The organism is Streptomyces sp. 71268, assembly GCF_029392895.1.
GTDB lineage: Bacteria > Actinomycetota > Actinomycetes > Streptomycetales > Streptomycetaceae > Streptomyces.
In genome coordinates this window covers 5658347-5672871 of sequence record NZ_CP114200.1, presented here as the reverse complement: position 1 = coordinate 5672871, position 14525 = coordinate 5658347, and the positions used below count along the sequence as shown (strand labels likewise).

Below are 14525 nucleotides of genomic sequence, written 5' to 3'. Positions count from 1 at the left end.
CGTGAGCCGTCAGCGTCTGCCCCGGTGGCTGGTGTGACGTCCGGCAAGGGGAACCCCTTCCTCCGCGTGACTGCCATGGTCTACAGGAACCAACGCAACAAAACGTCAACAGCTACGGCGCAACGCCGCCGCAAAGGATGGCACTTCATGGCAAATCATGGGTGAGATATCCGTTTTGTAGCTAAACCGCACGTGATCGCGCCAACACAGTCGGTACGGTCGTGCCGTCGATCACGGCACCGGTCCGCTCGTGGCGCCGCCCGCAGCGGAGATCGCCAGGAGGGCACCACCATGGCCTCGGCATCCGAACCCTCGCCGCCGCGGCTGAACGCGGCTTTCAGACGCCTGCGCGGGCATCTGTCGCCGGGCGAGTTCGCGGCGCTCGTGCGGCGCTCGGCCCGGGAGATCGGTGAGCAGGTCTCCTGCGACGCCCGCTACATCGGACGCGTCGAGTCCGGCGCGATCCGCTGTCCCAACTACGCCTACGAGCGGGTGTTCCGGCACATGTTCCCCGGCCGTTCCCTCACGGACCTCGGCTTCGCCCCGCGCGCGAGCGTACGCGGGCACGGTACGCGGGACGCCTCGGGGCGCGCGGGCGCCGGCGCGCGGGATGAGCCCACGGCGGAGGACGCGAGCACCGCCGGCCCACCCCCGCGCCCGGGCCCCTGCCCCCACCACCGCCCCAGCCGCCGGCCGCCCCCCAGGCCCCGCCCCGATTGCCGGCCCAGCCCCAGACCCAGCCACCGCCGCAGCCCCAGGCCCAGGCTCCGGAGCCGCGCGACGGGCAGCCGCCCGCGCGTCCGCCGGGGGCGCCCCCTCCCTCGCCTCCCTCCCCCTCCCCGCGTACGCCCGCCCGCGTACGCCGGAGGCGCCCGACTCCCCCGCCGGCCCGACGGCGGTCGGCCCGGCCCACCGCCACGAGGAGAGCGATGTGCACCGTCGCGCCTTCATGACCATCGGCTCCGCCACGGTGGCCGCCGTCTCGCTGGAACTCGGCTCCGCCTGGGCCGTCGCACCCGGCGACGGCGCGGGGCCACGGGGCGCGGGCGCCCCGGGCGTCGCGCGGGGTGGTGCGCCGGGAGGTGCGCGAGCGGCCCGGGTGCCGCGCCGCGCGCCGATCCCACCGCTGCCGCGCGTACCCCGGCCGCAGGGACGCGTCGGTACGGCGGAGGCGGCGGCCCTGGAGGAGGCCGTACGCCACATCCGGCTCCTTGACGACCGGCACGGCGGCGACGGCATCTACCGCGAGGCGACCCAGCCGCTGATCGCCGCCTACGAACTCCTCGACGCCGGGGCCGAACGGCGGTCCGTCAGCGACCGGCTGCACCAGGCCGCTGGCGAGCTGGCCATCTCGGTCGGCTGGCTGGCCCACGACTCGGGCCGGATCGCGCTGGCGCGCTCGCACTACGCGGAGGCCCTGGCCACCGCGCGGCTGGCGGGCGACCGGGCGCTTGAGGCGCACGCCTTCTGCAACATGGCCTTCCTCGCCCGCGATGCCCGCCGGCCCCGCGAGGCCGTGCGGGCGGCGCAGGCCGCCGAGCGCGCGGCGCGCTCGCTGGCCTCGCCCCGGCTGCTGTCGCTGCTGGCCCTGCGCGAGGCGGGTGGCCGGGCCGGCCTCGCGGACCAGGCCGGTTGCGTACGGGCGCTGCTGCGCGCCCAGCGGCTGTTCGACCGGGGGCCGTCGGACGACGATCCGGAGTGGATGTCGTTCTTCGGCGAGGCCGAGGCGGCGGGCCTGGAAGCGCAGTGCTGGTCGGCGCTGCGGGAGTGGGACCGGGCAGTGGAGCACGCGCGGCGCTCGGTGGCCCTCCAGGGGCCGCACTTCGTACGCAACCGAGCCCTGTTTACCGCGGAGCTGGCCACCGACCTGCTCGGCGGGCGGGTGCCCGACGAGGCCGCCGCGGCGGGCGAGCGGGTGCTCGCGCTGTCGGACCAGGTACGGTCCGCCCGCGTCCGGGCGATGGTCGACGAGCTGGCCCAGGGGCTGCGGCCGTGGCGCCGGGAGCCCGGGGTCGCGCGCTTCCTGAGCCGCCACCGCGCGATCCCGCCCGCGTGAGCGAGTGCCGCCCGGCGCCCGCGCGGCGCGCCGTCAGGCCAGGTGGCCCGTGTCGTTCCAGCGCTCGATGGCGGGCTCGCCGTACGCCCAGCCCAGGACGGACAGCGAGGTCGGGTCGAGACGGATCCGGGCCCCGAAGGAGAGGTCGAAGCCCAGCCAGCGGGCGGCCAGCGAGCGCAGGATGTGGCCGTGGGCGAAGACGAGCACGTCGCGGTCGGCGGAGCGGGCCCAGGCCACGACGGAGTCGGCGCGCTCCGTGACGTCGGCCACCGACTCACCGCGGCTGGGGGCGCCGGGCACGTCGGTGGGCACGCCGTCGCGCCAGATCAGCCAGTCGGGGCGAGTCGCCTTGATCGCCTCGGGGGTCATGCCCTCGTACGGGCCGTAGTCCCACTCAAGGAGCGCGTCCCAGGGCGTCGCGCGGTCGCCGAAGCCCGCCAGCTCACAGGTCTCGCTGGCACGCACCAAGGGGCTGGTGCGCACCTCGACCCCCGGCAGCCCGCCCCACGGCCCACGGCGCAGCCGCTCGCCCAGCAGCTTGGCGCCGCCGCGCCCCTCGTCCAGGAGCGGGATGTCCGTGCGGCCCGTGTGCTTCCCGGACAGCGACCACGCGGTCTGTCCGTGGCGGGCCAGCAGGATGCGTGCTGCCATGGAGGTGAGCCTTTCGCTCGTTCGGGGGGTTAGTGGGGCAGGTCCGGCATGCCGGAGACCCGTCGCCCATCATCGCCTACGAGTTCGATGAGCAACCCGCTGGGCCGCCGTGGCGTCTAGTTCCCTGCGCACCGCGACCGAGGGAAACCCCAACAACGGGTAAACGTGGCGTTTCACCGCACTCGCCGGGGGTGGTGCACGGGTTGTCGCACGGAGACCGTACGGTTGACTGCGCGCCTTTGGCCGCCTGATCACACTTGGGAGACCGACCGGATGCACCACACCGCGCCCCGTACCGGGACACCACAGCGCACTCAGCCCCGCTGGTGGGCCGAGCTGCCGCTGATCGCCGTGGTGTACGCCGCGTACTCGGCCGGCCGACTGCTGGCGCGGGGCTCCGTGTCCAGCGCGGTCGACCACGGCCTCGGCATCCTGGAGTTCGAGCAGGCGCTGCGCATCGACTTCGAGACGCCGCTGAACGACCTGTTCACCAAGCACGCGTCGCTCGGCATACCGGCCGACTTCGCGTACGCGTCGCTGCACTACATCGTCACGCCCGCGATCCTGGTCTGGCTGTGGAAGCGCCGTCCCACCCAGTACCGGGTGATGCGCACATGGCTGATGCTCTCCACGCTCATCGGTCTCGTCGGCTTCATCACCCTGCCGACCTGCCCGCCCCGGCTGCTCGACGCAAGCCACGGCTTCGTGGACACGATGGCGCAGTACGGGTCGTACGGCTGGTGGGGCGGCGAGGCGAGCGCGCCGCGCGGGCTCGGCGGGTTGACCAACCAGTACGCGGCGATGCCGAGCCTGCACGTGGGCTGGGCCCTGTGGTGTGGCATCGCGCTGTACCGGCACGGGAAGTCGGGCTGGGCCAAGGCCGCCGGCATCGCGTACCCGCTGCTCACCACGATCATCGTGATGGGCACCGCGAACCACTACTTCCTCGACGCGGCGGCCGGCGCGGCCGTGATGGGCCTCGGCTTCGTGCTCGCCCGGCCCGCGCTGCGGCTGACCGACCGGGTCTGGGCGCGGTTCACGGCGCGCCGTACGGGCGGCGCGCCGGCCGACGCGGGCCCGGGGGCGGCCGGGACCGAGCCGGCGGCGGCCGACCTGGTGGCCTCCGACGCGGCCGGGGCCGAGTTGGTCGGCTCCGACGCGGCCGTCGATCCCGATCTCGGGGTGAGCGCGTCGAATGTCAGTGGTGGGTGCGAGACTTCGGCGGGTGAGCACATCCCTCAACAGCCGACGCGAGATGCCGACCGAAACGCCACCGCCCCAGCGGACGGCGCTCCGGCAGCGGCTCGCTGAGCTGCGGGGTCCACGGGTCGCCCCGCGCCCCCTGGACGCCCGCGCGCTCGCGGCGCTCGCGGCCAACCCCGGCTGCCGCCGCCGCGCGCTGCTCGACGGCGCGGGCGTGGACAAGACGGCCCTGGCCAGGGCGCTGGGCTCGCCCGCGCCCTTCGGCCAGTCGCAGTTCGCCCACCAGCGTGGCCACGTCTTCGAGGCCCGCGTCACCGCGGACGGCGGCGAGCAGCTCGTCACCCTGCTGCGGGAGCGACTGAGCGACCCCGGGCCCCCTCCCCCGCCAGGTGGCATCGACGCGCCCGAGCTGGTGGCCGACGGCCCCGCGGGGCGCACGGCGCGCACCCGGCTCGCGCTCGCGCGGGCCACGACCGCCGGCCGGTGGGCCGTACTGCGGCACCCCATGGTGAGCGTGGAGGTGGCCGGTTCGCCCGCGTACCTGGAGCCGGACGCGCTGGTGGTGCACCCGGACGGGAGCTGGACCGTCGTGGAGATCAAGTCGTTCCCGATGCTGGACGGCTCGGCCGACCCGACGAAGGTGGGCGCGGCGGCGCGACAGGCGGCGGTGTACGTGCTGGCGCTGCGCGAGCTGGCCGACGCGGTGGCCGCCGACGGCGGCCCGACACGGGGTGCGGCCGGCGCGCCGGCGGGGGCCGACGCGGGGCTGAGCGGGTCGGTGGACGGCACCGTGGGGGCGGCCGGTCTGGTGCGGCAGCGGGCGCTGCTCGTGTGTCCCAAGGACTTCTCCAACCTCCCGACGGCCGAGCTGATCGACGTGCGCAAGCAGCTCTCGGTGACCAGCCGGCAGCTCGCGCGGCTGACCCGGGTCGAGGAGATCGCCGCCGAGCTGCCGGGCGACGCGACGTTCGACCTCCGGCTCGCGGACGACGGCAAGACGCCGACGCGGCCGGTGGCGGAGCTGACCGCCACGGTGGACGCGGTGCCGGCGGCGTACGTACCGGACTGCCTGGCCTCGTGCGAGCTGGCCTTCCACTGTCGGCAGGCGGCGCGGGCCGCGGGCGCGGTGGAGGTGCTCGGGCGCGGGGTGCGGGGCGAGCTGGGTGGCCTGACCACGGTGGAGGCCGTGCTCGGGGCGGCGCTCGGCGAGGGGCCCGCGTGCGACGCGGCCCGGCCCTCGGACCCGGCCCGGGCGACCGACTCGGACCAGGGGGTCGATACGGACCAGGCTGCCGACCCGGCCGTGCGCGCCCTGCGCCGGGCGGCGGCGCTGCGGGCCCAGGCGCTCGCGGAGGCGGGCATGGCCCCCGGGCCGGCCGGCCGGGCCACGGAGTCCGGGGAGGCCGGGGAGGCCGCATGGCGCTGATGACGACGCTGGCGCGGATGGAGGCCATGCGGAGCGGGCGGGCGCTGCCGACCGCGACGGTGCGACACCGGCACCTGGCCGACCGGCCGCTGGCCCTGGTGCCGCTGACCACCGCGGGCGAGGCGGGCGCGCCGCTCGGCGCGCTGGTGGGCACGGACCGGGACGCGCCGCGGCTGCTGGTGGTGCCCCAGCCGCGCGACCGCGACCTGCGCTTCGCCTTCCTCGCCGCGCTGGCCGAGGAGATGCTGCCGCACTTCGCCGCGGGCGCGGACGAGGTGGAGTGGGAGGAGCGCAAGGAGACCGACCCCGAGACCGGCAAGCGGGTCACGGTCCAGGTCGAGCTGTGCGCCGACGCCCCGCAACTGCTCGTGCCCAGCGGCCCCGGCATCGACTTCGTACGGCTGCTCGGCCGCTCGATGCGGTTCCGCCGGGCGGCCGAGCACGAGCCGGAGGAGCGAGCGGGCGCGCGCGAGGGCGCGGCGCTGGCGCCTGGTCCGGGCGCCGCCGAGCCGGGCGAGGGGCCACGGGACGGTGACGCGCCGCGAGACGGTGACGTGCCGCGCGCCGCGCCGGCCCGGGTGCCGCTGCTCGGACGCTGGCTGACGCACTACGGGGAGCGGGCGCGGGTGCCCGGCTCCTCGCTGCTGCTCGCCCTGACCGACCTGCTGGGCCAGCACTGGGCGACCGGCCAGAGCCGGCTTGAGGACCAGCACCTGGGCGCGCTCCTGGCCTGGATTGACCCGCCGGCCGGGCTCGCGGGCCCGGAGGCGGCGCTGCGCGCCGAGACGGCCCGCGACGAGCGCGGGCAGTTGCTGTGCCCGCCGGCCGGGCCGGCCACGGACCCGGCGTTCGACAACCGGTTGCTGGCGCCGGCCATGGCCCGGTACGACGCGGCGCGGAGCCGGGGCGTGGCCGCGGATGTCGCCGCGGCCGAGCGCGAGGTGCGGGAGCTGGTCGCCAGCCAGCTCCGGCCCACCTGGGAGGCGCTGTGGCGCGGCGTCGACCTGCTGCGGGCGCTGCCGCCCGGGAGCAGGGTCGCCGACCGGTGGAAGCGCGACCGCTGGTCGTACACGGGCCACCGGGACCGGGTACGGGCCGGCGAGCCGCCGCAGCCGAAGTGGGACGACGCGGTGACCGCCGCCCGGAAGCTGGCCGCCCGCGAGACCGCGCAGGCCCAGCTCGACGCCCAGGAAGCGCTGGACGACCCGCTGGTCATGGCGGCCCGGCGGCTATCGGGCGAGGCGTTCGCGGGCGAGGTGGCCGAGGTCGTCATGGCGTACTCGCAGGCCAAGGTCCCGCGCCCGCGCCCGCTGGTCACCGTGCGCACCGACGACCGCCCGCTGCTCGACGAGGGCGTCAAGGTCTACCGCGCGCTGCCCGACGGCAGGACGCAGACGGCCGAGTTCGTGGCGTACGAGACGGGCGCGGCGTACGAGGCGAGCGAGGCGGGCGGAACGGGCGAGGCGCGCGGCGCGACGGGCGGGGCCGACGGGACGGGGCGCGACGTGGCGCCGCTGGTGGTGCTGCGGCTGACCGGGGGCATGGGCCGGGGCAAGGAGCCGGAGCCCGGCTCGGTGCCCGAGGAGGGCGACCGGGTGTGCTGGACGCTGTTCGAGCACGCCCCGCGCGGCGGCCCAGAGCTGCCCGACCCCGAACAGACCCCGTGGACGCACGGCGGCCCGCCCCCGCTCGCCGAGCCCGCCGCCGCGCCGGCCGGGGCCGACGCCGGCGCCGTGGCCCCGGATGACGCCGCCGGCACCGTTCCCGCCGCCCGTTCCGCGCGCGCTGCCGGCGCGGTGGGTGACGCGGCGGGTGACGCGGGTCCGGGCGCCGCCCCGGTCCGGGTCGGCGCCCCCGGCGCGCCGCCACTCGACCCCGCCTACCAACCCGACCCCGTGACTGACGAGGACTTCCTGTGAGCGACGCCGACGCCGCCGCCCCCGCACGCCTCGCCGACCCCACTGACCCCGCTGGCTCCACTGGCTCCACTGGCTCCGCTGGGTCCACTCGCTCCACTGGCTCCGCTGGCCCCTTCGCCGGCGCCGACTCCGGCGACCGCGCGGACCCGGCCGGGCGGGGCGGGTTCGACCCCGGGGCCGCGGCCGCCGCCGCCACGGCGGCCATCCTGCGGGACACGATGGCCGGTGCCGAGCGCGGCGTGGTGGTCGATTCGCCGCCCGGCGCGGGCAAGTCCACCCTGGTGGTCCGCGCGGCCCGTGAGCTGGCCGCCGCCGGCCGCCCGTTGATGGTCGTCGCGCAGACCAACGCGCAGGTGGACGACCTGGTGATCCGGCTGGCCGAGGCGGAGCCCGAGCTGCCCATCGGCCGGTTGCACAGCAGCGACGCCACGGCGTACGACCCGGCGCTGAACGCGCTGCCCGCGGTGCGCACCTCCGCGAAGGTGGGCGACCTCGCCGGGCTCGACGTGGTGATCTCGACGGCCGCGAAGTGGGCGCACACCAAGAACGTCGAGCCGTGGCAGCACGCCATCGTGGACGAGGCGTACCAGATGCGCTCGGACGCGCTGCTCGCCGTGGCCGGGCTCTTCGAGCGGGCGCTGTTCGTCGGCGACCCGGGGCAGCTCGACCCGTTCAGCGTGGTGGGCGCCGAGCAGTGGTCCGGGCTCTCCTACGACCCGTCGGCCAGCGCCGTCACCACGCTCCTGGCGCACAACCCCGGCCTCCCGCAGCACCGGCTGCCGGTCTCATGGCGGCTGCCCGCGTCGGCCGCGCCACTGGTCTCGGCCGCCTTCTACCCGTACACGCCCTTTCGCAGCGGCACCGAGCACGGTGACCGGCGGTTGTCGTTCGGGGTGGCGTCGGACGGTTCGGGCGTGGACCGGGTGCTGGACGCGGCGGCCGAGGCGGGCTGGGGCCTGCTGGAGCTGCCCGCCCGGCACACCCCGCGCACGGACCCGGAGGCGGTGCGCGCGGTGGCCCTGGTGGTGCGCCGGCTGCTGGACCGGGGCGGGGCCGCGACCAGCGAGCGCTCCCCCGACCCGGTGCCGCTGACGGCGGCCCGGATAGCGGTCGGCACGGCCCACCGCGACCAGGCCGCGGCCGTCCGCGCGGCCCTGGCCGACCTGGGCGTCTCCGGCGTGGTGGTGGACACCGCGAACCGGCTCCAGGGGCGGGAGTTCGACGTCACGGTGGTGCTGCACCCGTTGTCGGGCCGGCCCGACGCCACCGCCTTCCACCTGGAGACGGGCCGGCTGTGCGTGCTCGCGTCCCGGCACCGGCACGCGTGCGTGGTCGTGTGCCGGGCCGGGGTGCCCGAGCTGCTGGACGACCACCCGTCGACGGAGCCCGTCCAGCTTGGTGTGAGCATGAAGTTCCCGGACGGCTGGGAGGCCAACCACGCCGTCCTGGCCCACCTCAACGAGCACCGGGTGCGCTGGCGTCCCTGAGCCCGGGTCGTCGCGCCCCGGGCCCAGGCGCCCGCCGGAGGTCGCCGGGGTCGCTCACCCCGTGTGGTGGTGGGCGCCCGGCGGGGTGGCCATCACGGCGACCCCCGTCCGGCCGCCGTCGACGTCGAGGACGGTTCCGTGCACGAACCCGGCCTCGTCGCCGGCCAGGTAGAGCGCGGCGGCGGCGACGGCGTCGGGGTGGCCGGTCCGGCCGGCCGGGGTGCCGATCATCAGGTCCTCGCCGGGGTGCGCCGCGTCCGGCGCGAGGTCCGGGGGACGGATCACGCCCGGCGACACCGCGTTGACCCGGATGCCGAGCGGGCCGAACTCGGCGGCCCAGGCCCGCGTCAGCGTCTCCACGGCGCCCTTGGTCGAGCTGTACAGGCCGCCCATCGGCAGCCCGAGGCGGGCCACCCAGCTCCCGAGGTTGACGATCACCCCGCCGCCGTTGTCGATCATCTCCGGCAGCACGGCCTGGGTGAGGAAGAAGGGCGCCTTGACGTTGACCCCGTACACCTGGTCGAAGGTCGCCTCGTCCGTCTCCAGGGTCGTGGCGGGCGGGAAGACGCCGGCGTTGTTGACCAGGATGTCGAGCGGGCGGCCGAGCGCGGCGCGGGTGGCGGCGGCGAGCGCCCGGCTCGCCCCGGGGCCGCCGTCGAGGTCGGCCGGTACGAAGTCGGCGCGCCCGCCGTCGGCGCGGATCGCGGCCACGACCGCGTCCCCCCGCGCGGCGTCGCGCCCGGAGACGATCACGTGCGCGCCCTCGGACGCGAAGAGGCGGGCCACTGAGCGGCCGATGTTGCTGGTCGAACCGGTGATGAGGGCCGTCTTGCCGGCCAGTCGCTGTGTCATGGCGGCGAACGTACGGAGCCGTTTTTGGACTCTCAAGTCCAAACTCGCCCCCTCCCGGGGCGGGTCGCGACCCGGCGCCGTCTCGGCATCCGGTCGCGAGCCGTCCCGTCATGGACCGCTTGATCCACCGCGTCGTAGGCTGCGCGGCATGGCGTTCACGGCCAAGGGGCGGGCGACCCGGCAGCGCATCATCGAGGGCGCCGCCGGCTACCTGCGCGGCGACGATCCGGGCAACGTCACGCTCGACGACATCCGCGCGGCCACCAGCACCAGCAAGAGCCAGCTCTTCCACTACTTCCCGAACGGGAAGGAAGAGTTGCTGCTCGCGGTGGCCCGGTACGAGTCCGACCGGGTACTGGCCGACCAGCAGCCCTTCCTGGGCTCGCTCGACTCGTGGGACGCGTGGGAGCAGTGGCGGCGGGTGGTCATCGGGCGGTACCGCGCCCAGGGCCCGCGCTGTCCGCTCGCCGCGCTGATCGGCCAGGTCAGCACCGTGCCGGGGGCCGCCGAGGTGACCGCGTCGCTGCTGCGGCGGTGGCAGGAACACCTGCGGCGGGGCATCCTCGCCATGCAGGAGAGCGGCGAGGTGGGCCCGCACGTGGACGCGGACCGTACGGCCGCGGCCTTCGTGGCCGGCACCCAGGGCGGGGTGATCGTGCTCCGCTCAACCGGGGACACCTTCCACCTGGAGGCGGTCCTCGACGCGCTCATCTCCCACCTGCGCGGCGGCGGCCCGGCCCGCCCCGCCACCGACTGAGCACCCCGCTCCCCCGGCCCGGCTTACGCCGTGCCCGCACGCCGGGCCGGAGCGCTCTTGCGCGGGGCAGGACAATGGGACGCGGCACTCAACGCTGGAGGTAGACACATGTCCGAGCCGCATTCGGCCAACCCCCGCACCAGCCCGGGGCGGCGCCTCAAACCGGCACCGCTGCTCTTCGAGCCGTCCGAGGCCACCGCGGACCCGGAGCACTTCTTCGACCTGGAGTCGATAGAGGACCCGCGCGAGCTGCTGGCCCGCTCGACCGAGCTGACCCTCGCGTTCCGGGCCGCGGCGGACCGGGCCACCGAGTTCCAGGCGGTGGCGGCGGCTCAACTGGCCGACCCCCAGCGGTTCGACCGGCTCTCCCTGGCCGCGATCGCCGAGCGCGCGGACTGGACCGAGGACTACGCGCGGAAGATGGTCGAGTACGGCCGCGAGCTGATGCGCGCCGGCACCATCACGGAGGCGTGACCGGTTCCGGCGGACCGCGCCTCGCCGCGGCGGCCCGGGTCCGGCGCGGTCCGACCCAGGCCCCGCCGGGTCGGACACCGTTTCGAATGCTCCAGTGGCACATGCCCGCCAGGTAGTCGGGGGCGCAAGATACTCCGTGCTGCCCCGCCCTGTCCTGGTTTCCGGAATTCACCCAAAACGGAAACTGAACGCCCGGTAAGTATGTCCGCCATGACCAGTACCAGCGACAGCGCGCATGGCGGCGGCAGGCACGGCAGCGAGACGCGACGGGCCCGGAGGTGCGAGGCCGGCCGGGCGGCGCGCGGCGGGGCGGGGAACGGGCCCTGGAACGGCGCCGGGAGCGGCGCCGGCGGCGAGGACGTACCGCCCGGTGACGCGCCCCGAGCGGACCGCACCGGCCACCCGGACCGGCCCGACACCGACCCGCACACTGGTCAGCCCCACCCCACCGCCCCGACCCCCGCACCACCCACCGCCACCGCCACCGGCGACAGCGCGCCGCACCCCACCGACGCGGCCACCACCACCGCCACCCAGCCCACCGCGCGGGCCGCCACCCGAACCACCCCGAAACCCACTCCGAGACCCACCCCGAAGATCGCCCCGAGGCCCCCCGCGCAGCCCGCCGCACGCCCCGCCCCGAAGCCCCAACCGGCGCCGCGCCCCGCGGCGGCACGGTCCGGCGCACAGCCGCCCGAGGCACGGCCGTCTGACGCATGGCAACCCGAGGCGCGACAACCCGACGCGCGGCAGTACCCGGCAGAGCAGCCCGGCGCCCGCCTCCCCGTGCGGTCCCGCGTGGCCGCCGCCGGCGGCCCACGGCGCGTGGCGCCGGCAGAGGCCGCGCGCGCCGGCCGGCCGGACGCCCCCGTCCGGCCCGACGCGCAGCGGCCCGCGCCCCGGGAGCGGCGCGGGTCGGTGGGCGGCACGCGGTACGGGGCGGCCTCGGTGACGCCCGCCGGGGCGGACTGGCTCGCGTCGGCGAGCCCGTTCCCGCGCAGCGTGCGCGCGCTGTGGGCGGCCCGGCCGACGGCGCCCAGCGTGCTGCCGTGCGGCACCGCGTTCGACGTGGTCAGCGCGCCCGCCCTGTTCGGACGGCGGATGGTCGACCGGCTCTGGGGCGAGGGGCCGGGGTCGGGGCCGGTGGCGGTGCAGCGCGGGCGGGTGCTGCTGTTCACCAGGCCCGGCGTGGCCCAGCGGCTGCCGTCCCTGCTGAGCTGGGAGGAGTGGGGCGCGGGGGTGGTGCCGCCGCTGTTGTGTCACGGCGCCGGGGACGCGGTGACCATCCCGCCGCTGCGCGCGCCCGAGCCGGCCGGGTTCGAGGGCGCGGCGGGGGCGACCGACCCGTTCGCGGGCCCGTTCCTCGCCCGTCGCCCGGAGGCCGGCGAGCCGCGCGTGCCGGGGCCCGGCCCGCTGGACGTGCCGGCCGGTGCCTCGCACCCGGACGCGCCGCTGCCCCACCCCGCGCACGCGGCCCCGCCGCACCCGGGGGCCGAGGCCGGGCCGTACCGGGAGGGGGCGTACGAGGAGTCGGCGTACGCGGCCGGCGCGTACGGGGCGCGGGGGGTGGGCTCGTCCGCCGGGGCGGCCGATCCGGTCGCGGGCGCCCTGGCCTCCGTGGCGTCGGCGGCGGCGGGCGGGGCGGACGCCGGGCGGCGGGCCGCCGGCGCGGGCGCCGGGTCGCGCTGGCTGGTGGCGCCCGACGTGCGCCACCCCTGGCTGCCGGGGCCGGACGTGCTGCTGTGGGCGTGTGTGCGCGCGGCCCGTGGGCAGGCGCGCGGCGCGAGCGCCGACACGCCCGTGACCAGGGCGAGCCCGTCCCGACGCGGCTGATCACGGTGGGCGTAACCGATTTTCATTCCGCCGGACCCTGGTGTTAAGGTTTTCCACGTCAGCGAGCGCCGCTAGCTCAGTTGGTTAGAGCAGCTGACTCTTAATCAGCGGGTCCGGGGTTCGAGTCCCTGGCGGCGCACCTGAAGAAGGGCCCTCGTGCTTTGGTACGGGGCCCTTCGCCATGCCTGCCGTTCGCCGCCGTGCCTGCCGTTCTCCCCACGCCTGCCGGGCGCGGTTCGCCGCGCGGCGCCGGCCCGGGTCAGCCCACGGGGTCGTGGGTGACCTTCACGGTCCAGGTGGCGCCCCGCCCTTCGGGGCCGCCCTCGGAGTACGCGTCGGCGACGGTGGCGTCCTCGACGCTGACCCGGACGCCGTCCTCGGGTGCGGCGTAGCTCTCGCCGACGTCGAGCGGCGCGTCCGCGAGGTCCGGGTAGACCGAGGCGCTCTCGCAGGCGCCGGCGTCCGGGTGCCCGTCGACGACCTTGACCGGGCCCTCGGCGGAGGCGGTACCGCTGCGCACCCGGTAGATCAACACGCCCTCGGAGCAGGTGCCCGCGTCGTTGCCGTACGCCCCGCGCGCCTCGATGACCAGCGCGCTCTCCGGGCCGGTGCGCACCACGACCACGCGCGGGTGGCCCGGCGCGCCGGGGGCGCGCGGGGCACCGAGCGGGTCGAGGGTGTGCAGGGTGGTGCCGGGGCGGTGGACGCACACGACCTCGCGCCCGCCGAGCCAGCCCAGCTTCCACTTGTGCCAGCCGAACGGTTCGGGCGCCATGCCGAACTGGCTGCCCATCAGGTCCCAGTCGCCGACGTGGGTGTCCCAGTCGCCCTTGCCGTCGCTGGGGCGGTGGTAGAGGTCGGGCAGATCGAAGACGTGGCCGGTCTCGTGGGCCAGGACGTTGTGGTCGGGCGGGTGCTGCTCGAAGACGGTGACCAGGCGGCGCAGCTTGGCGCCGTCCACGGTCAGCGGCCGGTCGAGGTTGACGACCTTGGTGGCGTCCGCGTCCACGCCCGGCGCGCCCGGGTCGGCGACCAGGTAGACCAGGTCGTACCGGCTGAAGTCGACGGCGGGGTCGGCGGTGGCGAGCGCGTCGCGCAGGTAGGCGGCGCGCCGGTCGCTCTCCCAGTCGCGCTGGATGGCGTACGTGGTGGAGGGGGCCGGCATGGCCAGCCAGCGCCGCATGGGGTGCACCCGCAGGTCGAACTTCCCGTACGAGGCGCGCTCGAAGAACCGCGCGGTGCCCGGGAAGTGGTCGGCGGCCAGCGCGGTTGGAGTGAGGGTGGGGCGTGCGTCGGGGAAGGACAGGAAGATCATCGCGGCGTCGAGGGTGCCGATCGGGCGGGGATACTCCGGGTTCCAGGTGTCCAGGCCCTCGGAGTGGTGCGCGCCGGTGCGTTCCAGCGCGCACGGCCCGCCGGGGCCGACCGCTTCCGCGGGGCCGGCGACCACGGTGGTGGCGATGACCGCGCTCAACGAGGTCAGCACCGCCGCCGCGCGGCGCAGGGGCCCGGCCCTGGCGGGTGCACGCGAACGCGCCACAACGACCTCCCCGGGTGGACGAGGGGACACCTCATCCACCTTGTGCGGGTTTGTCGGGGTACGCCCTGTTCCACTCAACCAGTCGAGTGACAAGCCGACCTGGCGGGTATGTAACAGAAAGTCACAGCCGGTCAATTGAAAGCTGGGATCGTGCACGGTCCGCCAAAAGCAATCATTCTCTTACCCGGGCCCCAAGGTGACGCCGATGATCGCGGCGGCGTCGCTGGAACGGCCGAAGAGCAAACCTCTATGATCGCCACATTTCCAGCGCGAATTCCCTCCCCGGGCCGCCTGCCCCGGCTGCCCGCCGCCCGGTATGCGACTGAC

General features: G+C 76.4%; 10 protein-coding genes, 1 tRNA gene and 1 pseudogene. 9 read left to right on the top strand and 3 right to left on the bottom strand.

What is annotated here, in order from left to right; all coding sequences use genetic code 11:
* Positions 1 to 355 precede the first annotated feature (355 nt).
* A complete protein-coding gene (locus OYE22_RS22495; protein WP_277324272.1) occupies positions 356 to 2056 on the top strand; it encodes a hypothetical protein in 1701 nt (566 codons plus the stop codon).
* Positions 2057 to 2089: 33 nt separating this feature from the next.
* Here OYE22_RS22495 and OYE22_RS22490 read toward each other — a convergent pair whose 3' ends face one another.
* Positions 2090 to 2707: a histidine phosphatase family protein gene (locus tag OYE22_RS22490; RefSeq protein ID WP_277322078.1), complete on the bottom strand. Its 618-nt coding sequence runs from the start codon at positions 2705 to 2707 to the stop codon at positions 2090 to 2092.
* Between the two features lie 273 nt (positions 2708 to 2980).
* Between OYE22_RS22490 and OYE22_RS22485 the strand changes: the two genes are divergently transcribed.
* The 4 genes and pseudogenes from OYE22_RS22485 (at position 2981) to OYE22_RS22470 (ending at position 8742) form a co-directional block, all read left to right on the top strand.
* Entirely contained in the window at positions 2981 to 4018 is a 1038-nt protein-coding gene (locus OYE22_RS22485; protein ID WP_277322077.1) for a phosphatase PAP2 family protein, read from the top strand.
* Positions 3963 to 5336 (top strand): hypothetical protein, encoded by a 1374-nt coding sequence (locus tag OYE22_RS22480; protein ID WP_277324271.1) that lies wholly within the window; start codon positions 3963 to 3965, stop codon positions 5334 to 5336. Before OYE22_RS22485 ends, OYE22_RS22480 begins: the two co-directional genes overlap by 56 nt.
* Positions 5327 to 7021, top strand: a pseudogene (locus tag OYE22_RS22475) (hypothetical protein); the annotation flags it as partial. The gene OYE22_RS22480 and the pseudogene OYE22_RS22475, both read left to right, overlap by 10 nt.
* Positions 7022 to 7458: 437 nt before the next feature.
* Positions 7459 to 8742, top strand: coding sequence for an AAA domain-containing protein (locus OYE22_RS22470; RefSeq protein ID WP_277324270.1), 1284 nt, complete (start codon positions 7459 to 7461; stop codon positions 8740 to 8742).
* Between the two features lie 54 nt (positions 8743 to 8796).
* Here the strand turns inward: OYE22_RS22470 and OYE22_RS22465 are convergent, their stop codons facing one another.
* The gene (locus OYE22_RS22465) at positions 8797 to 9594 is read right to left on the bottom strand and encodes an SDR family oxidoreductase (protein WP_277322075.1); all 798 of its coding nucleotides are present in this window, start codon (positions 9592 to 9594) and stop codon (positions 8797 to 8799) included.
* A 148-nt stretch (positions 9595 to 9742) separates the two neighbouring features.
* Between OYE22_RS22465 and OYE22_RS22460 the strand changes: the two genes are divergently transcribed.
* The 4 genes from OYE22_RS22460 to OYE22_RS22445 all read left to right on the top strand — a co-directional run bounded on the left by OYE22_RS22460 (position 9743) and on the right by OYE22_RS22445 (position 12797).
* Positions 9743 to 10351, top strand: coding sequence for a TetR/AcrR family transcriptional regulator (locus tag OYE22_RS22460; protein ID WP_277322074.1), 609 nt, complete (start codon positions 9743 to 9745; stop codon positions 10349 to 10351).
* Positions 10352 to 10459: 108 nt separating this feature from the next.
* Entirely contained in the window at positions 10460 to 10825 is a 366-nt protein-coding gene (locus OYE22_RS22455; protein ID WP_277322073.1) for a hypothetical protein, read from the top strand.
* Between the two features lie 1101 nt (positions 10826 to 11926).
* A complete protein-coding gene (locus tag OYE22_RS22450; protein ID WP_277324269.1) occupies positions 11927 to 12658 on the top strand; it encodes a hypothetical protein in 732 nt (243 codons plus the stop codon).
* Positions 12659 to 12723: 65 nt separating this feature from the next.
* A tRNA-Lys gene (locus OYE22_RS22445) sits at positions 12724 to 12797 on the top strand.
* Between the two features lie 120 nt (positions 12798 to 12917).
* Here OYE22_RS22445 and OYE22_RS22440 read toward each other — a convergent pair.
* Positions 12918 to 14198: a M6 family metalloprotease domain-containing protein gene (locus OYE22_RS22440; RefSeq protein ID WP_277322072.1), complete on the bottom strand. Its 1281-nt coding sequence runs from the start codon at positions 14196 to 14198 to the stop codon at positions 12918 to 12920.
* Positions 14199 to 14525 lie beyond the last annotated feature (327 nt).